The sequence below is a fragment of the Salipiger bermudensis genome (genome assembly GCF_020171625.1).
In the GTDB taxonomy this organism is placed as follows: Bacteria; Pseudomonadota; Alphaproteobacteria; order Rhodobacterales; family Rhodobacteraceae; genus Salipiger; species Salipiger bermudensis_B.
The window spans coordinates 19,145-43,182 of the sequence record NZ_JAIUZY010000019.1 but is presented as its reverse complement, the minus strand read 5'-3'; the positions used below and the strand labels follow the sequence as shown (position 1 = coordinate 43,182).

The following is a 24,038-nucleotide window of genomic DNA, read 5'->3' as shown; positions in this document are numbered from 1 at the left end:
AAGCCCGCGGGCGGAAACGTTTCGCAGGGTGACACTGTCCGAGACGCCTGCTAGACCGACGGGCAATTGCGGAAGACCATTGCCGAGGTAACCTTGGATATTCAGAAGACGGCGCTCGAGGGCGTTTTGATCCTCACCCCGAAACGGTTCGGCGACGCCCGGGGGTTCTTTTCGGAAAGCTGGAGCAGGCGGGTCCTGCTGGAGCACGGGCTGGCTTACGATTTCGTTCAGGACAACCATTCGCTCTCGGCCAAGGTCGGCACCGTGCGCGGTCTGCATTTCCAGAGCCCGCCCCATGCCCAGGACAAGCTGGTGCGCTGCGGCAGGGGCCGGCTCTTCGACGTCGCCGTCGACATTCGCAAGGGTAGCCCGACCTACGGCCAGTGGGTCGGCGAGGAATTGAGCTTCGAGAACGGCAAGCAGCTGCTGGTGCCCGCGGGCTTCCTGCACGGCTTCGTCACCCGTGAGCCGGACACAGAGATCGTCTACAAGTGCTCGGACTACTACGCCCCTGACTGCGACGGCGCGGTGCGCTTTGACGATCCCGACATCGGCATGGACTGGGCGCTCGATGGCGTCGAGCCGCTGCTCTCGGACAAGGACGCAGCGGCGCCGTTGCTGGCCGATTTCGACAGTCCCTTCACCTGGCAGGGCTGAGACCCGCTCAAGGAGCTTTGCATGAAACTTCTGGTAACCGGCGGCGCAGGCTTCATCGGATCGGCCGTGGTGCGTCTGGCCGTCTCGCGCGGCCACGAGGTCGTCAACCTCGACGCGCTGACCTATGCCGCCTGCCTCGACAACGTGGCCCCCGTGGCCGACAGCCCGCTCTACGCCTTCGAGCAGGCCGACATCCGCGACCGCGCGGCGCTCGATGCGGCTTTTGCCAAGCACACACCCGACGCGGTGATGCACCTGGCCGCCGAGAGCCATGTCGACCGCTCGATCGACGGGCCCGGCGATTTCATCGAGACCAACATCACCGGCACTTACAACATGCTGGAAGCCGCCCGGGCCTACTGGGTGTCGCAGGGCAAGCCCGAGGCTTTCCGCTTCCACCATATCTCCACCGACGAGGTCTTCGGCTCGCTACCCGCCGACCCGGAGGTGATGTTCACCGAGGACACGCCCTACGACCCTCGCTCGCCCTACTCGGCGTCGAAGGCCAGCTCGGACCACCTGGTGCGTGCCTGGCACGAGACCTACGGCCTGCCGGTGGTGCTGACCAACTGCAGCAACAACTACGGCCCCTACCACTTCCCCGAAAAGCTCATCCCGGTGGTGATCCTGAACGCGCTCGCCGGCAAGCCGCTGCCGATCTACGGCAAGGGCGAGAATATCCGTGACTGGCTCTATGTCGAGGACCACGCCGACGCGCTGCTTCTGGTGGTCGAGAAGGGCGAGCTGGGCCGCAGCTACAATATCGGCGGCGAGAACGAGCGCACCAATCTCGAACTGGTCAAGACGCTCTGCACCATCCTTGATGGCAAGCGCCCGAAGGACAGCGGCTCCTATGCCGACCAGATCACCTTCGTCACCGACCGCCCGGGCCACGATGCGCGCTATGCCATCGACCCCTCGCGCATTCGCGACGAGCTGGGCTGGCGGCCCTCGGTGACGGTGGAAGAGGGTCTGGAGAAGACCGTGCAATGGTATCTCGACAACGAGGCCTGGTGGCGCCCGCTGCAGGCGCGCCACGGCGTCGGCGAGCGGCTTGGCACCGGCACGACCGGGAAGGTCTCCGCATGAAGGTGCTGGTGTTCGGAGAGACTGGCCAGCTCGGGCTCGAACTGGCGCGCCGCGCCGGCGATGTGACGCTCGAGATCCACGGTCGCGACAGCGCCGATTTCTCCGACCCCGCCGCCTGCGCAGCGCGGGTTGCGGCCTCGGACGCCGACGCGGTGATCAACGCGGTGGCCTACACCGCCGTCGACAAGGCCGAAGAGGAAGAGACGCTCGCTACCACGATCAACGGCGAGACCCCGGGCGCCATCGCCCGGGCCTGCGCCGAGGCGGACATCCCCTTCGTGCATGTCTCGACCGATTACGTCTTCGACGGCGCGGGAGAGGCGCCTTTCTCCCCTGACCACCCCACCGCCCCGCTGGGCGCCTACGGGCGCAGCAAGCTGGCGGGTGAGGAGGCGGTACGCGCCGCCGGCGGCGCCCATGCCATCCTGCGCACCTCGTGGGTGGTCTCGTCGCATGGCAAGAACTTCGTGAAGACCATGCTGCGGCTCGGGGCCGAGCGCGACCGGCTGACCATCGTCGCGGATCAGGTGGGCGGGCCGACCTGCGCCGCCGACATCGCCGATGCCTGCCTGACCATCGCGGCCGCGCTGCGCGCGGACCCGTCGAAATCGGGCACCTACCACTTCTCCGGCGGGCCAGACGTGAGCTGGGCCGATTTCGCCCGCGAGATCTTTGCCCAGGCCGGGATCGCCTGCGAGGTCGCCGACATTCCCTCCTCCGCCTACCCCACCCCGGCGCAGCGCCCGCTGAACTCGCGCATGGACAACAGCGCCACCGAGGCCACCTTCGGCATCGTCCGCCCCAATTGGCGCCAAGGGCTGCGCGCGCTGCTGGCGGATCTTGAGGCTGAAGGCTGAGCGGTTCATGGATCATCAGGAAGGATCGAACCGATGACACAACGCAAGGGCATCATTCTTGCCGGCGGCTCCGGAACTCGTCTCTATCCCATCACGATGGGGGTCTCGAAGCAGCTGCTTCCAGTCTATGACAAGCCGATGATCTACTATCCGCTCAGCGTGCTGATGCTGGCCGGGATCCGCGAGATCGCCATCATTACCACTCCAGAGGATCAGGATCAGTTCCGGCGCCTGCTGGGCGATGGCGGCCAATGGGGTCTGGCGCTCACCTATATTGTGCAGCCCAGCCCCGACGGGCTCGCGCAGGCTTACCTGCTGAGCGAGGACTTCCTCGCCGGGGCCCCCTCGGCGATGGTGCTGGGCGACAACATCTTCTTCGGCCATGGCCTGCCGCAAATGCTGCAGGAGGCGGATGTGCAGCCCTCTGGCGGCACCGTGTTCGGCTACCACGTCTCCGATCCCGAGCGCTACGGCGTGGTCTCCTTCGACCGCGACGGGCAGGCGCAGGCGATCATCGAGAAACCCGAGGTACCGCCCTCGAACTACGCCGTGACCGGGCTCTACTTTCTTGACGAGACCGCCCCCGAGCGCGCCCGCGGGGTCGAGCCCTCGGCGCGCGGCGAACTCGAGATCACCACGCTGCTGGAAACCTATCTCGGCGAGGGCACGCTGTCTGTGAAGCGCATGGGCCGCGGCTATGCCTGGCTCGATACCGGGACCCACAGCTCGCTGCTCGACGCCGGCAATTTCGTGCGCACCCTCGAGCAGCGCCAGGGCATGCAAACCGGCAGCCCGGACGAGATCGCCTTCACCAACGGCTGGATCGATGCCGATCAGTTCGCCCGGAGAGCTGACCTGTTCAAAAAGACCCGGTACGGCAAGGCGCTGCTGGAACTGCTGCGCTGAACGACAACGAGCCGGCCCGCCGGCGGAAGTGAGACCGACATGATCCTTGGGCGCCTACGTGGACTGTTCCACCGCTATGCGGATCGCCATCTGAAGATCTCCTTGCCGAGCTTCGACCTGCGTGGTCCGAACGGCGAGGCTGTAGGGCACGTGGACCGGGCCTGCCGGGTCGGGCGGCGGCTTGAGGTCGAAGGCTGGGCCCGGGCCGGGCGCGTGACGCTGGTCTCTGGTGCGATGCAGAGCAGCGTCGTGCCCGAACTGCGCAGAGACGACGTGGCAGCGACGCTTGGTGGCAGTCCCGAGGTCGGCTTCGCGCTCGATCTCGCGCTGCAGGACAGCCCGCCGCAGATGTTCCTGAGCCTCGACGGTGGCGAGGTCCGGCAGCCTCTGCCCGAGCCTACGCCGGGCCAGTACCGCCACGCCTTGCATCGCCTGCGCTGGCGGTTTTTGTGGCTGATCCTGAGCAGCAGCTCTGACATCCTGGGCTGGCGCTTGCGCCGGGACCCGGCCTGCCGGGCCCGCATCAAACGCCGGCTTGATCTCGATCCGCAGCGTCAGGCCGGCCCGCTCGAAATCCGGATATTCGAGCCTGACACGGCCCGAAAGCCGGTTCCGGACGATACCCGCATCACCATCGTGCTGCCGGTCTACAACGCCTTCCATCTTCTGCCCGAGGTGCTGGAGCGGATCGAACGCCACAGCCGGCTCGACTATCACCTGTTGATCCTCGAGGACGGCTCCACCGACGAGCGGGTCCGCCCGTTCCTGCGCGACTGGGCCGCCGGGCGCACCGACCGGGTCAGCCTGCTCGAGAACCCGCGCAACCTCGGCTTCATCGGCAGCGTGAACCGCGGCCTCGAACAGGCGCTGGAGCGTGGCGATCACGTCGTTCTGCTCAACTCCGACGCGCTTGTGCCGGCGGATTGGGATATCCGCCTGCTGCGCCCCATGCTCGATGCCAGCGATGTGGCCAGCGTGACCCCGATGTCGAACGACGCCGAGATCTTTTCGGTCCCGGCGATTTGCCGGCGCTGCGTGCTGCTGCCCGGCGAGGGCGATGCGATCGACGGCGTTGCCCAGCGCATCGGCTCCGAGCTGGCGCTGGCCGAGGCTCCCACCGGGGTCGGCTTCTGCATGGCGATGCAAGTGGACTACCTGCGCCGGGAGCCGCGGCTCGACACCGCCTTCGGTCGTGGCTACGGCGAGGAGGTCGACTGGTGCCAGAAGACCCGCGCGCTGGGGGGAAGGCATCTCGGCCTGCCGTCGCTCTTCGTCGAGCATCGCGGCGGCGAGAGCTTCGGTAGCGAGGACAAGCTCAAGCTGGTGCTCGCCAACAACGCCATCGTGGCCGAGCGGTACCCGGGCTACGATGCCGAAGTGCAAGAGTTCATCCGCGCCGACCCGTTGCTCACCGCGCGGCTGGCGCTGGCGTTGGCCTGGGCCGGCGCGCGCGCCGCGGAGGGGCTGCCAATCTACCTTGCCCACAGTCTCGGTGGCGGTGCGGAGCACTATCTCGAAAGCCGTATCGCGAGCGATCTCGAGCACTCTGGCGCGGCGCTGGTGCTGCGCGTGGGCGGGCTTCACCGCTGGCAGATCGAGCTGCACACGCCGCAGGGCGTGACCTCTGGCATGGTCTCGGATTTTGCCTTCGTAGAGACGCTTCTCGACCCTGTGTCCGTGCGCCACGTCGTCTATTCCTGCGGCGTGGGGGATCCCGATCCGCTGGCGCTGCCGGGTTTGCTTGCCGGGCTCAAGCGTGGCCCGCAGGACCGCATCGAGGTGCTGTTCCACGATTTCTTCCCGGTCTCGCCCTCCTACTGCCTGCTCGACCGCGACGGAGTCTTCCGCGGCGCGGTGACATCGGAGCGCGACGACTCGGCCCACCAGCCCCGGCGGGGCGACGGCAGCCGGGGATCGCTGGCCGAGTGGCAGGAAGCTTGGGGCGGGCTGATTGCCACCGCGGACCGAGTGACGGTGTTCTCGCAATCGAGCCGCGATCTGGTGCTTGCCAGTTATCCGCAGGCCGCTGCGGCTCTGTCGGTGCAGCCGCACCGAATGCGGGCGCTGCCGCAGCGGGTCACCCCGCCGCAGCCCGGCACTGGTGAGGTACTCGCGGTGCTGGGCAATATCGGGTACCAGAAGGGCGCTGCGGTGATCGCCGATCTGGCGCAGCGCATGACCGCCGGGGGCGGCGCGCACCGTCTGGTGCTGATCGGCAATATCGACCCGGCCTATGCCCTTCCAGGCAGCGTGGTGGTGCATGGCAGCTACCAACCGCAGGAGATTGGTGCGCTGGCGGCACATTACGACATTACCGCGTGGCTGATCCCCTCGATCTGGCCCGAAACCTTTTCTTTCACCATCCGAGAGGCCCTCGCCACCGGGCTGCCGGTGCATGCCTTCGACCTCGGGGCGCAGGGCGAGGCGGCGGCGGCGGCAGAGAACGGCCGCGTCATCCCCTTCGGCCCCGGGAGCGACCCGGTCACGGCAATCCTGCAGGCGCTCGAGGCGCCGCACCTAGAAACGGAAGCGAGCACGGCATGAGCAAGGTGGACGTATCCTTCAGCAAGCTTCGGAATGTCGGCATCGAGGTGCTGCCCCGCGGTCCGGGCAACTCGGTGGTCCTGCCCGGCCATACCCGCCTCGAGGCCCCGTGCAGCCTGAAATGGACCGAGTATGAGCACTCGATCGAACTGGGGGCGTTCTCCTACCAAGTGTCGGGCTATTGCTGCGCCGCCCGGATCGGGCGCTACTGCTCCTTCGGCGAGGAGGTGCAGATCGGGCGCCAGGACCACCCGACCGGCTGGGTCTCGACCAGCCCGGCCTTCTATCTCGGCGATCGCCTGTTCGGCCTGAAGGACGGCTTCGAGGGCGCGGCCGAGTACCACAGCTACAAGTTTTCCTACAAGGGAGCCGCCACCAAGGCGCAGATCACCCGGATCGGCAACGATGTCTGGATCGGACACGGCGCCACGGTGCGCGCAGGGGTGACGATCGGTGACGGGGCGATCATCGCCGCGGGGGCGGTTGTGTCCAAAGATGTGCCACCCTACGCGGTGGTGGCTGGGAATCCCGCCGTGATCAAGAAATGGCGGTTGCCCCCGAACCTGATCTCTCCGATGTTGCGAACCAAATGGTGGCGGTATGCGCCTTGGCAGCTACAGCATCTGGATCCGACCCGACCGATGGCCTTCCTTTCGGGGGTGCAGGATATCAAAGAAGAGCCTTTTTCGCCGACGATATTCGATTTGAGACAATGACCTGACCAGATAAACGCAAGTGTCCATCCAGCTTTTCCGGAGGACGCCAGCCTCCCGTTCAGGACGAAATTAGCCAAACCGCTTGACGTATGAGATGACCCAGAACACCGAACTCACCCCCCCTTTGCCACAGAGCTTTCTTCAGCGTATTGATGCCTACCCCGAAGCGGTACAGGCGCAGTTGATGCTTCCCATCTCCGAAGCGGTGGTCTCCCAGCAGATGTGGGTGCTGCATGGCCGGTCGCAGCCAACCCCGGAGGAGCTTCAGAAGGTTCTTGAGCGGGACAAGCTTCTAGACGGGTTGCTGACGCGGTTGATGCGGGCCAAGCCTTTCTATCAGCGAATTGCTGCCGGGCTAACGGCCTTCGAGACGGGGCAGGAAAAGGCCGCGAACAAGTTCATTACCGAGTTCCTGGCGCCGATGTCTGAGCCGGACAGCCCCTATCTCTACAAAATCGACGAGATCCTCGCGAGCAAGCAGATGCGCGAGGCGAACCTCGAGATGCTGGGGCGGATCCGCAGAATGGCGGCGCTGTACGTCCGCCTCGCCGAGCATGAGGGTACTCTCGAGGAGCTGATCATCTCTGAGATGGGCCGCAATGCCAAGGGCGACAATTCCGAGCTTCTCTCGCTCATGATCCAGACTGTCAGGCGTCCCCAAGGAATGCTGCCCGGCGTGCACAGCATCGAGACAGCGCAGATGATCGGTTTTATCCGAGCCGAGCTAGCGCGCGCCGGGTTGCAAGATCTGCCGGGAAACCGGATCGGCACCCTGTCCTGCCTGCAGCGCGACTGCGGCATCGATCTGGCGACAGACGCGGTGCTCCGCCCCGCCCAGCCGTTGAAGGTCGTGCTAAAGGGGACACCGACGAAATCAGCCAAGGCGCATTGGCAGAAGCTGCGCGACATGGGGCTGGTGCAGGATATCGCGAGCGACGGCACCCCGTCCGATACGCCGTCCAGTGCCGCACAGGTGGAACTGCCGGCGACGGTGCGGCCCGTGCCGCTGCTGCTGGCACTGCTCCGCCATGCGGGCGAGGCCATCGGACCGCTTTCACTCGGTCTCGCTGCGGGGGGCGAGCAGGGCAGTTGGACCAGCGAGATCAAGGGGTGCCCTTACACGCCGGATTGCGCGCCGGTCGGTGTCTTCGTGCCGGCGGGACAGGCGCAGAACCGCGATCGTTTGCTTGAGATCGTTCCGGATCGCGGCGATATCACGCAGGTGGCCACGGCAAGCCAAGTCACGCCTGAGGACGCTTTCGCGGTAGTGCTGGTGCAGGATGACGTGCCCGAGGCGCAGCTCGAGGGCTATCTCAACCTAGACCGCTGCCTGTTGGTGCGAGGCTGGGAGAAGCTGCGCCAAGACTGGGCCGCCGCGCCGCAGGTCCTGGCGCAGAAGCCCTTGGTGGTGATCGGGGCCGCGAGCCCGGAAGATCCGGCCTATATCGTGTCGATGGTGCAACTCTACTGGGGACAGGCCGGCAAGTACCCGGTCAGCCTCTTGGGCCTGTCCTACGACGGGGCCACGCAGCAATTCGCCCTGTCGACGACCAACGCCCCGGCGCTGCAGAGCATGGCGGTCGCCGACATGGCGGTCCTGCCGCTTTCGATGGCGCTGACGATCGGCACGCCTGCTGGCGGAAGCGTTTCGGAAGATGGGTTGCTGTGGCCAAATGGCCCGGTGGTGGTCCGCTGCCTGCCCGCGCTGGTGACGCCGAGGGAGCTCAAGCAATGCCAGCGGCGTCTATCTGGGCAGACCCCTGCAATGACCGAAACGGTCTTCCTCAAGAACAATTCCAGCGAAGCACTGCTACGCGGGCTGTCGCTCATCGAGGACTGGCCCCTGACGGACATGATCGCTGCGGCGCAAGACCGAGCAGACATCGTGGCGACCGCGCTGCGCAAGTTCCGCAGCGGTGCAACGGCGGCTCAGGCCGAGGCCATCATCGCTGCACATAAAGAGGCCGGTCCCGACGATAAGCTAGCGCTCCTCGATGAAATGAATGCCTTTGCCGTAACCGCGTCGCTGCGGTCCGACCTGCTGGCAGAAATAAGCATCGAGTCGTTGCACGATTACCTAGCGCTGGTGCGCAGGATGCCGTCGCTTGATCAGATCGGTCGGAACCTATGGTTGCAGACCGGACTGATCACCGGCCGTAATTTCCGCAACATCCTGCCGCTGTTCGAGGTTTTCGGATATGTGCTGCCGGGCGAAATGATGCAAAGCGCCCTCGCCTTCACCATCGCCCAAGAGAGGGGGAACCGCGGCCAGCACCGGCTGGCGGAATGTGTGCGGCGCTACGGTTCTCCCGAGGTGATGATTCAATTTCTGATGATGCTGACCTTGCGCGGTTCGGAGCTTCTGCAGGACAGCGGCTTCCTGCTGCGCTTCCGCAAAGTACTGGTCTCCGAGCATCTCGGCTCGCTACAGCAGGCAGTGGGCAACACGGTGATCGAGCGCATCGCTGCGACGCAAGACCCCAAGGATGCCTTCAAGGACGCGCTGATCGCAGGCGACCGTGACCGGCTCCTAGACTTGCTGCAGGACCGCACGCAAATGCGTAAAGTCGATCTCTTCAAGTGGATGGACAGCCTGCGCAGCCATTCTAACGAACTGCGCGCGGCGGCGCTGCCCTCAGCTGAAGTGTCCTCGCCGCAACTGTCCGGCGTCTTTGCTAACGTGCTCTTGGCCACCAACTTCGCTGACATTGAAACTCTAAAGCGTCTCGAAGCGCAAGGCTTCCTCGAGGACCAGAGCGACCTGAGCATAGTCGCCAAAAAGATCATCGGCCAAGATGCCCCGCTCAACGAGTTCCTCGCGCGGCGTTTCGAGAAGACTGGCATCGCGCCGCTCAGGATGCGTGGCGGCACCACTGCCGAGGTCTTCGCCAATGCCGCCAAGGCGACTGCCGGTGGTGCCGTCAGCGAAGGGGGCCCGAAGGTTTCGGTAATTATCTCAGCGTTCAACCCGGACCTCGAGCTGTTCCGCCTATCTCTAGAATCGGTGCTCAACCAGACGCACCGTGACATTGAGATCTTCGTGGTCGACGATGCCAGCGAACCCGCCAGCAGCGCGGCGCTGGCCGAGATCTGCGCTGAGCACCCGCAGGTGATCTACCGGCGCATGGATCAGAACTCCGGGCCCTATGTGGGCCGCAATCTCGCGATTTCGGAATCCACTGGCAGTTTCATCGCGATTCAGGATGCCGACGACTGGTCGCACCCGAACCGCTTTGCCGAGCAGTTGGCCGCTTTCGAAGCCGAGCCGATCCTGCAGCTCGTAACCTTCCCTCACGTGCGCGTCGACCGCTACGGCGAGGTTCAGATGGAGGCCGAGTTCACTATCCTGGGCGATGGCCCGATGACCTCTATGTTCCGTAAGAGCGCCTTCGAGACGCTTGGCTCCTTCGCGCTGGTCCGCTCGCGCGGGGATGTCGAGATGCGCGAACGCATCATCAGTTACTTCGGGGGGCACACCCTGTCCGAGCTGACATTGCCGATGATGTTCTGTCTCGCGGATAGCAAGACGCTGTCGCAGCAGACCAAGAGCGACAAGTTCGAGTACCTGAAGTTGTTCCGTACTAGCATCAGTTCGCGTCCCGACCTGTCGGTGTTGCGCCGGCAGGGGCTGCCACTGGAGAGCGTCCACAAGGTTGCAGTGCCCTTTGCGCTGCGCCCACCGATGACGATTCCCGCCGAGGACCAAGACCAATGACAACCGATTACGGCACGATCGATATTTCCCTGACCTCAATGAGCTCGCGCATGTCGACCATCGCGCGGACGCTGCAGTCGATGCTCGATCAGGATTACGGGGACCTGCGCATTCACCTCTACCTCTCGCGCGATCCCTACCTGCTGGACGAGGGTGTCCCCGATCTACCGCAGGACGTTGCGGAGCTTCAGGCCAACTCTGGCGGACGGCTTGTGGTAAAATACTGCCCGAACTGGGGGCCGTACCGGAAGCTCCTGCCCTACCTGCGCGAGAATTGGGGCCGGTCGCGTCTGGTCGTGACAGCGGATGACGACACGATCTACCCTGCCGACTGGTTGCGGAGGATGGTGGAGGCCTACGACACCTATCGCTGCGTCATTGGCTACCGCGGGCACCGCATGCTGGTGCGCAAAGGCGAACTGGCCCCTTACCGCAGCTGGATGAAATCTCGCATTGAGGAAAACCCGAGCTCACTGATTTTGCCGACCGGCAAGGATGGGATCCTCTACAACACAGCTTTTTTCCCGATCGGAGTGCTGAACGTCGAACAGGCGATGAAAATCGCCCCGACGGTCGATGATCTGTGGTTCCGCTGGCACCTGCTCCTGAACAACGTCGCGGTCAATATCATCAATGTCGACTACCGAGTTGGAACGTTCGAGGAGACCGATTACAGCTCGTCTCTCTACCTGAACTACAACAAGTTCGGTGGCAACGACACGGCTATCCAGGCGCTTGGGGAGTACTTCCAGAGCGTGTATGGGCGGCAAGTGATCGCGGCCAGATGATACCACACCCTTATCCGGCCTGATCGGCCGGATAAGGAGGGGCCATGGGGGGTTAGGTGTTCAGAGAGTTTTTGCGGGATCTGATGAGTCGCGCCGGATTGCCACCGATGATGGAGTAGGGTTCAAAGGATTTCGTGACGACTGCGCCGGCGCTGACGATAGAGTGTTCGCCTATGCTGCAGCCATCGAGAATGACCGCATTGGCTCCAATCCAGACGCCATCTCCGATCTGAACACCAATTGAGGTGGATTTCTGCTTGTATATCGGAACTGCTAGTCGCTTGAAGCCGTGATTGAACCCGTAGATCGAGGCCATCGATGCGATGCGTACACCATTGCCTATCTGAACCTTACCCGCAATGTGAGCGTAAGCGTTGACGGTGGAGTCGCTGCCGATCGCAGTGTTACCCCGTACGATCGCACCGCTGGCTATCCAGCTGCGCTCGCCCAGCCTGAACGGCTTCGAGAAAATGAGAGCGTCCGGCGAGATGTAGGAGGTCGGCGAAATTTGCCCATCTAAATGTCGTCGGAGAACCTCCCGGATGGCGCTCTGCTCCTCCCTATCGGCGTCCTTGACCTCCCAGGGCATGAACTCGCGCCGCCGGGACAAAAACTGCTTCTCGTATCGATTATAATCACCGTCATGCATGATCGAACATGCCCGCTCTATCGAATGCAGCCTTGAGTGGTTCGCTTTCCATCATGGACTGACCGTTCTCAATGAGCCGTTTCTGGGACGCCGAGGACCGCTCGGGTTTCCACGACGTGGTGAGGCCACGGAAATGGAAATAGACGAAGTCTTCCGAAAGATGCTTCCTGAATGGGTTGCCGCGGGTGTTGCGTAGAACGTGCGTGCCGAAATTTACCCCAGTTGGCATTTCGCCAGGGACACAGGCCCATTTCGTTAGGGTTTCTGCGGGCGGGTTAAGCGTATGAGTGAAATGGGCATGGCGAGGTATTGCCCCTTCTAAGCGATTGTCGCGCAAGGCCTCGACCCAGATCCCCTTCATGCACTTGTAGAAGTTCGGATCGTTCTCTACGGCGTCAAAGATCGAGCGATCTCCCTCTAGCGGGCACACGAGTTCGTCTGCGTCGCAGTTGAGAATGGAACGAGCCTTTTCGAGATATGTCCAACGCGCATGTTCGAACATTCCAAGCTGGCCGAAGTTCGAATCCCAATGGTTTCTCCTGCGTCCTTCTAGGAAACCGATAGGCCCCCACTTGTAGGGCCATTTGACGATCATGAACTCCTTCAGACCGACATCTTTCATGTGGTCGAAGATGACATTCGGATCGTAGCTCGTGCTATTGTTGTCGTAAAGAAGGAAGGCTTCCATGCCTGCCGTCTTGGCATGAAAACGAGCCCAATCTGCAAGCCAAACCGGATCGTTGTTCTTTGAAATTGTCACGCCCACACGCAGGCCGGCGAAGCGGTCACACATACTGGGCGTTGTATGGATGACATATTCTCCAAAACCACCACGGGCGACGACGCAATAGGTGTCCTCCCGAACCGGAAAGCGGACGCGGGTAAACCGGTTGAAAGTGTTGACCGAAGGCTCGACCTTCGCTCCCGAAGGCATTTCGTAAAAATTCAGCCCCTTGAAAGCCCCTTGATTATTGAGCAGCGGTGGACAAACTAGGATAATTTCGCCGTCTCGCCGAATAGCGTCATAGGCCAGAACGTGACGGTCGAAACTCTCTTCGTAATTTTCTTGACGAAACTCTTCTGGGCGTGAAAATTCCCTTCTGGAAAGGCCAAGGTCGAAATTATGAATGGGATTTAAGTTTTTCACAAGCCGCATTGGATTTTCCTCGTAGTATTTACTGTTGATCAAGATTCTTCTTCTCGCGACGTTTCGCTAAGGATTTTCCAGTATTCCGCTTACTCCACTTACTCGAATCTATTTTGAAGTCTGCGGCGACGAGGTTTGCGATGTTTTCGGCAGGATCGGTCTCGATATTGAACTCCAAAAAGTTCGGGCTCCCCGAGAAGAAATCTCGTACATTTACGAGGTGCTCATCGTATTGCTTAGCCCAGAGATCCTTCACGGCTTCTTCGGATAGGTTTACGCATTTCTTGAAGCGATCAATATACATCCCATAGGTATCTGAAAAATGATTCGCTCTTGATGCGATCCATCGATCTTTGTCACGCGTATTCAGGATGAAATACGAAGTTGGATATTCTTCATATAAGCTCTTGAATAATCGCGTTCCATCTAGATGAATTTCATTGCTGGTGAAAGTGAACTCTGAGTACCCCACAAATTGGTCAATTCCATGGAGGAGCGGGAGGCCTGCGCTAAAGTTTCTATATATTGTCTTCCCAAGGAAGACAGGTCGTGCTGGGATCTTCCAGTGAACGGAAGACACGCCGGACGCACTGAGAAGATGGTGGAGCGACGTGGTTCCGGTTTTATTGAGGCCAATAAAAAATATTTTCTTTTCGCTCATACTTCATATAACCCTGTGTGGTTTGGTTTTCGATTATATGTGATAGTAGCTTTTATACCACTCCACGAATTTGGAGACCCCTTCGTCAAGGTTGGTGTGAGGCGCATCACCTACCAGCTTCTTTAGAAGCGATGTGTCCGCCCATGTCGCAGGTACATCTCCGGCCTGCATCGGAAGGAAGTTCTTTTTCGCTTCCATCCCAAGGGATTTCTCTAAGGAGGATACGAAATCCATAAGTTTTGCAGGCTGTGAGTTTCCTATATTTACGATCCTGAAGGGGGCTACCGGGCTTTTCGAGTCGATATCCGGGTCGACCGGCATCTTGCCCGGGGGGCAAGAAATCAACCTGCGGACAGAGAAGACCAGGTCGTCAATATAGGTAAAATCGCGCTTCATCTCTCCGTTATTGTAGATGTCGATTGGATCACCTTTTAGCATGGCCTTTGTGAATTTAAAAAGGGCCATGTCTGGCCGCCCCCATGGTCCATAAACTGTAAAGAAGCGGAACATCGTGACCGGCAGATCAAAAAGATGCGCGTAGGAATGCGCCATCGCCTCGTTAGCCTTCTTGGTGGCAGCGTAGAAGGACATTTGGTGATCAGCCTTACTGACTTCTTTGTAGGGCATCTCAGTGTTTGCGCCAAAAATGCTTGACGTCGATGCGAGAAGCAGATGTTTTGGCGGCTGATTTCGTGCTGCTTCAAGCAGTTCAAAAGTTCCGACTAGATTTGAATCGACATATGTCTTAGGTGCCTCGATCGAGTAACGCACCCCCGCCTGTGCGGCTAGATGAATGATATATTCCGGCTTATGAATTTCTAGAATTTGCGCCAGTATATCATGCTCTTCCAATCGACCCTTCACAAAGGTAAATCTTGGATGCCCCTGAAGTTTCCCAAGACGGTTCTCTTTCAAAGAAATGTCATAATAATTCGTAAGCGCGTCTAACCCTACGACATTATAGCCTTCATTCAACAGGGATTTACAAAGGTGGTATCCGATAAAACCGGCCGCACCCGTGATGAAAAAAGTACTACTTTCGGAAACGTCCATGTTATGCATTTTCGCCTTTGGATTTTCTTGAAATGATGTGGAAGGTTTTACGAAATTGAGCAACAGTCAGATTTGACGAATTCGACATCACCTCTGCCAGCTCCCGCGCCCGGTGATCGAACGTATGCCGCCCCAGAACGATCGCCCGGGCCTCGGCGGCGCGGGCGGTCCAGGCGTCGGGGTTGGCCAAGGCGTCGCGCACCTGTGCCTCGAACTCCTCGACGGTGCTGGCGGTGGCGATGGTGTCGCCGAAGATCTCTGACAGGCCGAGGACCCGGTCGGTCAGGATCGGGGCACCAGCGGCAGAGCCGTCGAACAGCCGGTTCGACAAGAAGCCATTGTCCCGCATGCTGTCCCAGTGATCATTCAGCAACAGCAGGTGTCCTGCATAGTACTTCGGCAGATCGGCGTTGGGGATATTCTGCGCACGCACCAGCTCATCCGGCACCACGTCTTCCCAGCCGCCACCGTAGAGCTCCAGCGGAAGGTGTCGCTCGAGGCACCAGTGCACCATCGTCCGGTACTCGCGCCGCGAATTTCCCACGAAGAGGCAGGCCTGCTTGCGCTCGGGCGGGAACTCGGCGCCGAACAGCTCGGCATCGGTCGCCTGATGCAGCGGTGCCGCGTGCGACACGCCGCGCGAGCGCAGCTCGGCACAGTAGATGTCCGAAGCCACGCCAACGTGGTCGTAGTCGGCGTACTCGTCGAAAGGGATCCGGTCCGGATGTGAGATTAGCCACATAATGTTGAACTTCGCGGGGTCGGTCTTGTAGCGGTGCCGGCCGCGCAGGACAATGGTCACGTCCTCGTCGTCGGGGCGGTCGTACCAGCTGTCCTGACAATCGACCGAGGCGCGCATGCCGATCTTCTCGAAAGACTTCCGCAGCGAGTTGGCGAAATGGTAATCACCCCAAGCCGGGGCGTCCTTGAGCGTCGGACAGGAGATCTTGATGCGAATTGACAGCGGCGGGCGTTCCGGGGCCGAAACGCGCAGGTCCGGGCTCCAACCGGTCATGCCCCCGGCTGGGAAAAGTCCGCCCTCAAGCAGGCAGTCCGAGCCAACGATACCGACGCGCACCATGGTTCGGCGGGTGGTCTCGGACAAGCTTGCGGGCAGGATCAGGGTGAAGGCACCGTTCGCATCGGCGCGGGCAGTGGCAAACGCCAAGACGCCGTCCGGCCCCCAGGCCACCACGGCGACGTCGCGTTCCGGCTGCTCGAGGTCGCAGGCCAAGCCGCGGACCACGAGGCCCGACACGCCGGTGACGCGGCCCTGCCAGCCGCCCCGGCGCAGCCGCAACGGCGAGCCGGGCAGGGGGCTTCCATTCCGCGACAGCTCGATGCGCAGCTCGCGGCCGAGCCGTGGCTCGAGCGTCAGGTGGGGGCCCTCGGCGGTTATCGACTCGCCGTTCACCCGCGCCTCGAGCGGGGTGCCGACGGGTTGGCCGGTCATCAGCAGGCCCTCGTGCAGCAGCGGGAGGAGGCGGGGATGCGTGGTATCAGTCATTCAGGTGAACCTCCGGGCGGACGGCGCCGGCCGCGACAAGCTGCAGGAAGACGGCGAGGCGCTGCTGAATCAGCTCGGGATGCTCGGCAATGCGATGGGCGGTCCGGCTGGCTTTAGACAGACGCTCCGTATCCTTGCCGCTGTTCAGCAGCTTGGAGATCTTCTCAAAGATCCAGTCGAGCCGGTCCTGTTCGAGCGGGTAGGCGCAACGGGTGCTGATGAGCTCGTCCGACAGCGGACCGGGGCGCAGGGCTAGCGGCACCGCGGCCGCCTGGAGCGCCGTCAGCAGGCCGAAGTTGGCCATCGATAGCGCGGATCGGGGCGCAAGCACCACCGCCAGGGCGGCGCGCGACACGGCCTCGGCAGAGGCATCCTGCCCGGGAGCGGTGGTCTCGATGCGGTTGGCGGTAATCCGGGTCCAGCCCTCGTCGTCGGCGGCGGGCGCCACCAGCGCCTCGAAACCGCGCGGACGCAACTGTGCGGCGATCTCCTCGGCGGATGGGGCCTCGCCAGCGCCCGGAAGCACCACCAGAAGGTCTCGCCGCGATGCCGCGGTCACGCCGGCCAAGGCCGGTACTGGCAGGGCGCCGAGGTGAAAATGGACGGGCGGGCTTTGCACGCTGCGCAGCGCCAGACCGGCGGAGCCCAGCTCGAGCCGGAAGAGCTGGTCGGACGGAAGCGCTCGGCGCAGGGCGGGCAGGGCCGGCGCGTCATCACCGATCCAGATCACGGCGTGGCCACCCTGCAGCACCGACAGCAGGTAGGCCAGCCGCTCGGGCGTGCCCAGTAGACCCGAGAGCTCGGCATCGTGGCTCACACCCTCGGGCAGGGGCCCGGCAGGGGCAGTTCCGGAGACGATCTCGACATCGGCATAGGCGGCGGCGAGCCCGCCCAGCGCCTCGGCGGCAGGAAGGTTCGAAGCCTTGGCACAGATCAGTGTCAGCCGCTCACGCGCAGGCCAGTCAAGATCCAGCGTCACGTGCGACTCCTCGAGCCGGGCGCGGGTCTTGGCGTTCACGAGGTTCTGCGCGTTGCCGCCCATGTGCAGGTGCGTCACCTGCCCCCAGGCCACGTTGCGCCGGTAGTAGACCATGGCGTGATCCACCGCGACGGGCCGGAACACCGACGTGTAGCGCAGCATCAGGTCCCAGTCCTGCAGCCGGGGCAGCTCGCCGTCGAAGCCGCCAAGCCAGTCGTAGACCCGGCGGTGATGCACGATGGTGTTGAGATCCATGAAGTTCTTGTGGGACAGTGCCACCGGGTTAAAGACCGGGTGCGAGATCGCCTCGAGATCGACACGGCTGCCCACGGTGACCGTGTCGAGATAGCCGCTGAAGGCGATGTGGGTGCCCGGGTCCTGCAGCAGCTTGCGCAGCATCAGGTCAAGGAAGTGCGGATTCCACAGGTTGTCGCTGTCGAGATAGGCGATGATCTCGCCCCGAGCGAAGCGCAGCCCCTTGTTACGGGTGCCCGCGCCGTTGCTCTTGGCGAACTGGAAGTAGCGGATGCGCGGATCGTCGAATTGCTTGATGACCTCGGGGGTCTTGTCGTCGCTGGCATCGTCGCAGATCAGCAGCTCGAAATTGTCGTAGCCCTGGTCCAGCGCCGACTGGATGGCGTCGCCGATGGTGTAGGCGCGGTTGTAGGTGGGCATGATGATGCTCACCAGCGGCTTGCGGGTCAGCGGATGGCTGCGGATGAAGGCGCGGGCGCGGGCCTCGTCTTCTTCCAGCGCCAGTCGTGTCTCGGGTTCGAGCCCGAGGCGGGCCAGCCAGGCAGCATAGACAGATGTGGCCGGCTCGCGTCCGGCCGTCGGCCGGCCGAGCCGGGCCACGTGGACTTCGGGGGCCGGTGTCATCGCCCCTGCCGCGGCGTCCGTTTCGGTGCCGGCCAGAGGCAGCACGCCCTCGCCGAGATGGAGCCAGACCGCGAAGGCGCAAGGCACGCGGCCGGCCTTGACCGCGCGGTCGATCGCCGGGAAGGCCCGGCGCGTTTCGGCCTCGTCGAAGGCAGGCAGGGGCGAGGCCCCGGCGGCGTGGCCCGAGGAGGCGTAATGCTGCAGCGCCTCGGTGGGATCGGTGTCCGTATCGCTGCGCCCCATATGCGCCAGCCCGTACCAGACCGGGTCGAACAACGTGCCGGGATCCTTGCAGAAGGCCTCGAACCTGGCCCGGATCGTGGCAAGCCGCTCGGGGTCCGACAGGGTGCGATCCGAGATCTCCTGGGCCAGCGAGGGGATCACCTCGCCCTCACCGGCCTCGGTGATCGCGCAGGTGGCCAGGCGGCGGGACGTGCCATCCGCCAGAAGCTCCAGAAGGGACAGCTCCGTCGCGCCGTGCGGCACCGGGAAGGAAAAGCGGTTGCTCGGACGCGGCTCGCCATCCGGGGACGGATCCGTGCGGGCATGGTCAGAGCGCGTCTCGAGCAGGCGCCGGCCGCCGGTCTCGACCGCCAGGTCGATCTGCAGCGGCAGGCCGCGGTCGTCGACGATGCTGCCGTGGAAACGCCGGCCGAGCATCGCAGTCTCGACCACCTGCGGCAGGCCCGAGGGCGCCAGGCGGATGTTCAGCGGGCTGCCATCGAGCGGTGCCCCGCTGCCGGGATGTTCGACGCTGACCTCGTGCCAGGCACCGTCGCGCAACGCCTCGGGCACCGGGCATTCGAAGCCGCAAATGTTGTCGGCGAGGAACCCCGCGACCGGTCGGTCGAGCGGCACGGTGACCGGCGGCGCGTCGCCGAAGCGCAGCCGTACGTGGCGACCGGGCCGCGCCCAGCCGGCGATCACCCCGGCGCCGGGGCGCAGGAAGGCGACGCCCTCGAAACTGGCCGCCAGTTCGACCTCGCCGCCGGGCAGCATGCAGTTGCTGTCGTTGTCGATCACCCGGATCCGATGCTTGCGCCCGTCCAGCGCCGCCTCGGGCAGCGCGACGCGGAAGCCGCAGTTGAGCCGGGCATGCCCTGCCTCCTGCACGTCCTGGCGCGGCTGGTCCGCCACCGCCATGCCGGCAACCTCGCCATCCACCAGGATGCACAGGTCGACGGCACGTCCCGGGTCCGCGGGGTCCTGGACCCAGCCGATGATGCCGCCGGTGTCGATCTGCTCGACCCCGCCGGCGAGCGGGAACGGGGGCTCTTCGGGCGCCGCCGGGGCTGCGGAGGCAATCTCGGGCAGCTTCTCCTCGAGATCGGGCTCGGGCAGGCGGACACGCAGCGCACCGCCCTCGATCACCGTGCCGGACGCCCTGGCGCGGACCGTCAGAGACACCTTTTTCCCGGCGGGCACGTCGCGCGGCAGGGTCAGCGAGAAGCCGCAGGTCAGGGCGGGATGGCCGGCATCTTGCACGTCCGGGCGGTCGATCTCGGCCAGGAAGACGGCGCGGACTTGGTCGTCGACCAGCAGCTCCATTTCAAGCGGCCGATCGGGGGCCTTCGCGTCATAGGCCCACCCCGAGAGCGTTCTCTCCGTCACGCCTTCGACATAGCCTGAAATCTCGCTGCCGGCGGCCGTTTTGTGGGTTCCTGCCATTTGATCCTCATGCAGCCGCGCACGGCCTTGAATGCTGTCCTTGGAAAAGGCCGTTTCGCTGCAGATCCTGATTGGATCCGCGCGCCATGTCACCCCCGGCGCTGAAGCTTCTGGTTCATCTCGCGCATCCGCCTCATCCGCTCGCAAATGCTGGTGACGAAGACCTTCACCTGCTCAGGGGTGAACTCTAGGTTGCCCTCATCAGAGGGCGGTTCTTTGACGTCGAAGCGATAGCGGTGATCCTCGGGCAGGGCGGCGTTGACCACCCGGATGGGGGGTTGAAGCCGGTCCCAACAAGCCTGCTGTACCTCGACGGAGGGACGGATGTCGTCAGGGTCCACGTCATGCAGTTTTTCGCAGAGCGGATCGCTGATCAGGTCGCCGCATTTTCCCAGATGCGCGTTGAACGCCATCTGCAGCTCGAGCTCGGCCCGGGTCATCGAGCGGTTCACCCGCGTCGCCTTGGGCGCCACCAGCGTGCCCTCGGGCACCCCGAGCCAGCTCTCGGTCTCGGTCAGCAGGCTCTTGCGGCAGGCCGAGTAGTTGCGCAGCGTCACCTCGAACCCGTCCACCGGCTGCACCGTGCGCAGGAATTTCGAGACCAGTGCCGGGAACTTGTAGGCCTGGTAGGCGACCTCGATCGGATCGGTCTTGCCTCCGCGCTTTACACCCTGCTGCCACAGCGACGAGGCATGGCCCATCGGATCGCGCACGAAGAGCAGAATAGAGATGCCCGCGAACCCAGCCGAGCGGGCATCGGCGATCAGCCGCTGCGGGTCGTTCAGCTTGACGAACTCCGAGAACAGCAATTCGCTGGAGAAGAACAGGTGCTCGGTGCCGTCGGCATGGGGGGCCAGCGTTCTGGCCAACGCGCCGGGCTGCGAGACTAGCCCGGTGCCGTTGCCAGAGGTGATCTGCAATTCATCGGTGACGTTCTCGTCGGCTCCCGAGCCGTAGATAATCCCGGTTCCCGCCAGTCGCGCACGGCTCAGTCGAAAGCTCGACTGCAACATGCTGGATCCGGTCTTGCCATGCCCGATGTGCAGCAAGAGCTTCCGCATTCGTAGTTCCTTCGTCCAGCTTTCCGGGCAATTCCGGGGGCCGGTTTTCATCCTTAGTGTATCCCTACCGGTTCGTCCATCGACACACCAGAGCCGTTCCGGCAGCGGGCCCCGCCAGTCGGCGAAATCTGTCCGGAAATGCCCATTTTCCGACATTCACTCCAAAGCTGCGGTTAAATCCCCGCCACCAGTGTCGGCGGCGTGGGGGCACCTCGAAACGGAGGGGTGCCATGGTTTCAATCCGGCATGTCGCGACCTTCGACGACACCAACGCAGCCTTTCTCACCGGCGTCGGCGGCAGCGCCCTGCACGAGTCCGCGCAAGGCCCGGTGCTCTATCTCTCCACCGGCCTGGCCATGGGCATGACCGCGCTGCGTGTCGAAGCCGACGGGCTGAGCCTGCTCGACCGCGAGGGCGTCGGCGGCAACGCCGTCGCTGGGATGGCCGCAGATCTCGCGCTGCTCAATCTACCACAGGGTGTCCGGCTCATGAGCCTCGGCCGCGCCACCGCCGCGCCACAGGCGCTGGCGATCGTGCCGCAGGGCGGGCTGTCGGCGCCGCAGGACATGAGCTTCGCCGAGCCGCGGCCGCCGCTGGCCGAGGCGGTGACGATCGAGAGCGGCGGCAGCGCCCGGCTCTACGCCGTGCATGCCCGCGAGCCGGGATTGCGGATCTACGACAGCGGCACTGACGGGCTCTGGACCGAGAGCGGCAGCCTGCGTAGCTCCGGGCACAGCGATGCGCCGGGCACCGGCCAGCATGACATCCCCGCCCTGGCCAGCCTTACCCGCGGCGACGTCAGCTACCTCTTCGCCGCCAGCCAGACCGACGACTGCGTGCTGAGCTACCGGCTCGGCGCCGACGGGCTGCCCGAAGCCGGTTTCGCGCTCGGCGCCGGGCAGGGGGTGGGGCTGGCCATGCCCACCGCCCTCGCGGCGGTGGGGAGCGGCGGGCAGGGCTACCTGATCGCCGCCTGCGCTTCGTCCTCCTCGCTCACCGTCTTCTCGGTGGCCCCGAGCGGTGCCTTGGCCCTCACCGACCACGTGATCGACGGCACCCACACCCGCTTCGCCGGGGCCGGGTTGCTCGAAACAGTCAGCGTCGGCGACCGGGTCTACGTTCTGGCCGCCGGCAGTGATGGCGGGCTCACCCTGCTCACCCTGCTCACCCTGCTGCCAGGCGGTCGATTGCTCGAGTTGGCCACCATCGAGGACCAGCCGGGAATGACGCTGGGCCGGATCGGTGGGCTCGAAGCCACGGTGATCGGCGACAAGCTGCACGTGCTGGCTGCCGGAGCCTTCACCCCCGGGGTGACCCAGCTCGCGATCGATCTCGGTGCGATCGGGGAACTGGTCGCCGGCGCTGCCGGCGCCGAGCGGCTGAGCGGCGGCGACCGCGATGACATCCTGCTCGACGGCGCCGACCGTGACACCCTGTCGGGCGGCGACGGCGACGATGTTTTCGTCTTCACGGAAGACGGCGAACGCGACACGATCCTCGACTTCGACCCAGTGCAGGACCGGCTCGACCTGAGCGCCTTCGAGCGGCTCTACAGCCCCGACCAGCTCGAGATCTCGGGCACCTCCTATGGAGCGGTGCTGCGTTACGAAGAAGAGGAGATCGAGCTTCACACCGCCGACGGCGCTCGGCTCTCCGCCGCCGACATAGCCGAGTGGCGCATTGTCGGCCTGTCCCATGTCGCCCCCAAGAGCAGCCCGAAACCCCGCAGCCTGTCGCTCGGCCCGCTGCCCTCGCCCGAGGAGCTGGCGGCGGAGGCCACGCTCCTCGGGCTTCCGTCGTCCCCTCAGCCCGAAACGCCGCCCGAGGCACCGCCGCCTCCGCCCGCCACCGAAGCCAGTGGCGGTACGATCTCCGGCGGTCCCGGCGACGACCTGCTCGCCAGCGGCCCCGGGGCCGATACCTTCGCAGGCGGCAGTGGTAGCGACACGGTCGACTATGCCAATGCTGCCGCTGGCCTGAGGGCCGATCTCGGCAGGCCCCGGAGCAACACAGGCGAGGCTTCAGGCGACGTCTATGGCTCGATTGAGCACCTGTCCGGCTCAGCCTACGCCGACGTTCTCGGGGGCAGCGCCGCAGCAAATCGTCTGGCGGGCGAGGGCGGCCACGACAAGTTACTTGGTTGGAGCGGCAACGACACGCTGGAAGGCGGTGCAGGCCGCGACACGCTCTCGGGCGGCGACGGGGACGACCTGCTGCTCGGGGGGCTCGGCGCGGACGATATCGCCGGCGGGTCGGGAAACGATACAGTACTCTACGCGGCGCGGGACAGTGGCGTGCGGGTCGACCCCCGTTGGCCTGAGTTGAACACTGGAGAAGCCGGCGGGGACAGGCTCTATTCCATCGAGAATATGATTGGCGGGTCCGGGGACGATAATCTGCGCGGCGAGATCGGCGCGAACGAGCTCTGGGGGGAGGGTGGCAACGACTGGCTGTTCGGGCGCTGGGGCGACGATACACTGCACGGCGGCACGGGCAATGACGTGATGCGCGGCGGCAGCGGCGCCGACGTGCTGGACGGCGGAGCAGGGCGCGACGTGGCCGACTATCGGGATTCCTTCCCCGGCTTGCGCATCGACATGGCCAACCCGTCACGAAACACCGGCATTTCCCGTGGTGACAGCTATCGCGACGTCGAGGATCTGGCCGGCACCCTGCGCGACGACAATCTAAGCGGCGATGCGCAGGGCAACCGCATCAATGGGCGTTTGGGCAATGACAGGCTCTATGGCCGGGCCGGGCACGACACACTGGACGGCGGCGCGGGCAACGACGTGCTCGAAGGCGGCACCGGGCGCGACAGCTTCGTGTTCACCGGGGGGCAGGATACCATCAGCGACTTCGCCACAGGCTCCGACACGCTACTGATCGACCCCGGCCTAACTGGAGAAAGCCTCGAACATATCCTGCAATCGGCTCGCGTGGTCGATGGCGACCTGACCCTCTCCATCGGAGGGGGCCATTCGCTGACCCTGTCCGGCATAGGCGACACCGGTCTGGTCGAGCCCGGCCTCGAGTGGCTGTAACCCGGCACCGGCGGGAGGAGGGGAGGCGCCGGTGCCCGGCTTTCCGGCCCGTCGCGCGCCTGCCCGAACTGGACAGTGCCCCCCCGATCTGGAAGACAGCGGGAGGAACCAGGAAAGG

At 64.0% G+C, this 24,038-nt stretch carries 16 protein-coding genes; 9 read left to right on the top strand and 7 right to left on the bottom strand.

Going from position 1 to position 24,038, the window contains the following annotated elements:
• The first annotated feature begins 93 nt into the window (after positions 1–93).
• The 8 genes from rfbC to LCM15_RS21295 all read left to right on the top strand — a co-directional run bounded on the left by rfbC (position 94) and on the right by LCM15_RS21295 (position 11,272).
• Complete coding sequence (rfbC, locus tag LCM15_RS21330) at positions 94–657, top strand: dTDP-4-dehydrorhamnose 3,5-epimerase (protein WP_224859840.1); 564 nt, start codon at positions 94–96, stop codon at positions 655–657.
• Positions 658–678: 21 nt separating this feature from the next.
• A complete protein-coding gene (gene rfbB / locus LCM15_RS21325) occupies positions 679–1,746 on the top strand; it encodes a dTDP-glucose 4,6-dehydratase (RefSeq protein ID WP_224859839.1) in 1,068 nt (355 codons plus the stop codon).
• On the top strand, positions 1,743–2,603 hold the full coding sequence (rfbD, locus tag LCM15_RS21320) for a dTDP-4-dehydrorhamnose reductase (protein ID WP_224859838.1): 861 nt from the start codon (positions 1,743–1,745) through the stop codon (positions 2,601–2,603). Before rfbB ends, rfbD begins: the two co-directional genes overlap by 4 nt.
• A gap of 33 nt (positions 2,604–2,636) precedes the next feature.
• Positions 2,637–3,509 carry a glucose-1-phosphate thymidylyltransferase RfbA gene (gene rfbA / locus LCM15_RS21315; protein ID WP_224859837.1) on the top strand — a complete coding sequence of 291 codons (873 nt, stop codon included), beginning with the start codon at positions 2,637–2,639 and terminating at the stop codon, positions 3,507–3,509.
• 39 nt (positions 3,510–3,548) lie between these two features.
• A complete protein-coding gene (locus LCM15_RS21310; RefSeq protein WP_224859836.1) occupies positions 3,549–6,053 on the top strand; it encodes a glycosyltransferase in 2,505 nt (834 codons plus the stop codon).
• Positions 6,050–6,769: a CatB-related O-acetyltransferase gene (locus LCM15_RS22865; protein ID WP_318246073.1), complete on the top strand. Its 720-nt coding sequence runs from the start codon at positions 6,050–6,052 to the stop codon at positions 6,767–6,769. Before LCM15_RS21310 ends, LCM15_RS22865 begins: the two co-directional genes overlap by 4 nt.
• 94 nt (positions 6,770–6,863) lie before the next feature.
• On the top strand, positions 6,864–10,484 hold the full coding sequence (locus LCM15_RS21300) for a glycosyltransferase family 2 protein (RefSeq protein ID WP_224859835.1): 3,621 nt from the start codon (positions 6,864–6,866) through the stop codon (positions 10,482–10,484).
• Complete coding sequence (locus LCM15_RS21295) at positions 10,481–11,272, top strand: glycosyltransferase (protein WP_224859834.1); 792 nt, start codon at positions 10,481–10,483, stop codon at positions 11,270–11,272. The genes LCM15_RS21300 and LCM15_RS21295 overlap by 4 nt, the downstream gene beginning before the upstream one ends.
• 52 nt (positions 11,273–11,324) lie before the next feature.
• Here LCM15_RS21295 and LCM15_RS22860 read toward each other — a convergent pair whose 3' ends face one another.
• The 7 genes from LCM15_RS22860 to LCM15_RS21255 all read right to left on the bottom strand — a co-directional run bounded on the left by LCM15_RS22860 (position 11,325) and on the right by LCM15_RS21255 (position 20,876).
• Positions 11,325–11,921, bottom strand: a complete 597-nt coding sequence (locus LCM15_RS22860; RefSeq protein ID WP_318246072.1) for an acyltransferase — start codon at positions 11,919–11,921, stop codon at positions 11,325–11,327.
• Entirely contained in the window at positions 11,914–13,110 is a 1,197-nt protein-coding gene (locus tag LCM15_RS21280; RefSeq protein ID WP_224859833.1) for a hypothetical protein, read from the bottom strand. Before LCM15_RS21280 ends, LCM15_RS22860 begins: the two co-directional genes overlap by 8 nt.
• Positions 13,097–13,729 (bottom strand): sulfotransferase, encoded by a 633-nt coding sequence (locus tag LCM15_RS21275; RefSeq protein WP_224859832.1) that lies wholly within the window; start codon positions 13,727–13,729, stop codon positions 13,097–13,099. Before LCM15_RS21275 ends, LCM15_RS21280 begins: the two co-directional genes overlap by 14 nt.
• A 33-nt stretch (positions 13,730–13,762) precedes the next feature.
• The gene (locus LCM15_RS21270) at positions 13,763–14,782 is read right to left on the bottom strand and encodes an NAD-dependent epimerase/dehydratase family protein (RefSeq protein WP_224859831.1); all 1,020 of its coding nucleotides are present in this window, start codon (positions 14,780–14,782) and stop codon (positions 13,763–13,765) included.
• Position 14,783: 1 nt separating this feature from the next.
• Positions 14,784–16,289 carry a glycosyltransferase gene (locus LCM15_RS21265; RefSeq protein WP_224859830.1) on the bottom strand — a complete coding sequence of 502 codons (1,506 nt, stop codon included), beginning with the start codon at positions 16,287–16,289 and terminating at the stop codon, positions 14,784–14,786.
• The gene (locus tag LCM15_RS21260; protein WP_224859829.1) at positions 16,282–19,815 is read right to left on the bottom strand and encodes a glycosyltransferase family A protein; all 3,534 of its coding nucleotides are present in this window, start codon (positions 19,813–19,815) and stop codon (positions 16,282–16,284) included. Before LCM15_RS21260 ends, LCM15_RS21265 begins: the two co-directional genes overlap by 8 nt.
• A gap of 89 nt (positions 19,816–19,904) precedes the next feature.
• Positions 19,905–20,876 (bottom strand): hypothetical protein, encoded by a 972-nt coding sequence (locus LCM15_RS21255; protein ID WP_224859828.1) that lies wholly within the window; start codon positions 20,874–20,876, stop codon positions 19,905–19,907.
• A 230-nt stretch (positions 20,877–21,106) separates the two neighbouring features.
• Here LCM15_RS21255 and LCM15_RS22815 point away from each other — a divergent pair, with 230 nt between their 5' ends.
• A complete protein-coding gene (locus LCM15_RS22815) occupies positions 21,107–23,920 on the top strand; it encodes a calcium-binding protein (protein WP_263619755.1) in 2,814 nt (937 codons plus the stop codon).
• Positions 23,921–24,038 lie beyond the last annotated feature (118 nt).

What these genes read in the sequence shown, in the direction of transcription:
- rfbA (WP_224859837.1), top strand. Translation starts at nt 2,637, where the DNA reads ATGACACAACGCAAGGGCATCATTCTTGCCGGCGGCTCCGGAACTCGT.
- LCM15_RS22815 (WP_263619755.1), top strand. Translation starts at nt 21,107, where the DNA reads ATGGTTTCAATCCGGCATGTCGCGACCTTCGACGACACCAACGCAGCC.
- rfbD (WP_224859838.1), top strand. Translation starts at nt 1,743, where the DNA reads ATGAAGGTGCTGGTGTTCGGAGAGACTGGCCAGCTCGGGCTCGAACTG.
- LCM15_RS22865 (WP_318246073.1), top strand. Translation starts at nt 6,050, where the DNA reads ATGAGCAAGGTGGACGTATCCTTCAGCAAGCTTCGGAATGTCGGCATC.
- LCM15_RS22860 (WP_318246072.1), bottom strand. Translation starts at nt 11,921, where the DNA reads ATGCATGACGGTGATTATAATCGATACGAGAAGCAGTTTTTGTCCCGG.
- LCM15_RS21295 (WP_224859834.1), top strand. Translation starts at nt 10,481, where the DNA reads ATGACAACCGATTACGGCACGATCGATATTTCCCTGACCTCAATGAGC.
- LCM15_RS21300 (WP_224859835.1), top strand. Translation starts at nt 6,864, where the DNA reads ATGACCCAGAACACCGAACTCACCCCCCCTTTGCCACAGAGCTTTCTT.
- LCM15_RS21270 (WP_224859831.1), bottom strand. Translation starts at nt 14,782, where the DNA reads ATGGACGTTTCCGAAAGTAGTACTTTTTTCATCACGGGTGCGGCCGGT.
- LCM15_RS21275 (WP_224859832.1), bottom strand. Translation starts at nt 13,729, where the DNA reads ATGAGCGAAAAGAAAATATTTTTTATTGGCCTCAATAAAACCGGAACC.
- LCM15_RS21310 (WP_224859836.1), top strand. Translation starts at nt 3,549, where the DNA reads ATGATCCTTGGGCGCCTACGTGGACTGTTCCACCGCTATGCGGATCGC.
- LCM15_RS21255 (WP_224859828.1), bottom strand. Translation starts at nt 20,876, where the DNA reads ATGCGGAAGCTCTTGCTGCACATCGGGCATGGCAAGACCGGATCCAGC.
- rfbB (WP_224859839.1), top strand. Translation starts at nt 679, where the DNA reads ATGAAACTTCTGGTAACCGGCGGCGCAGGCTTCATCGGATCGGCCGTG.
- LCM15_RS21265 (WP_224859830.1), bottom strand. Translation starts at nt 16,289, where the DNA reads ATGACTGATACCACGCATCCCCGCCTCCTCCCGCTGCTGCACGAGGGC.
- LCM15_RS21260 (WP_224859829.1), bottom strand. Translation starts at nt 19,815, where the DNA reads ATGGCAGGAACCCACAAAACGGCCGCCGGCAGCGAGATTTCAGGCTAT.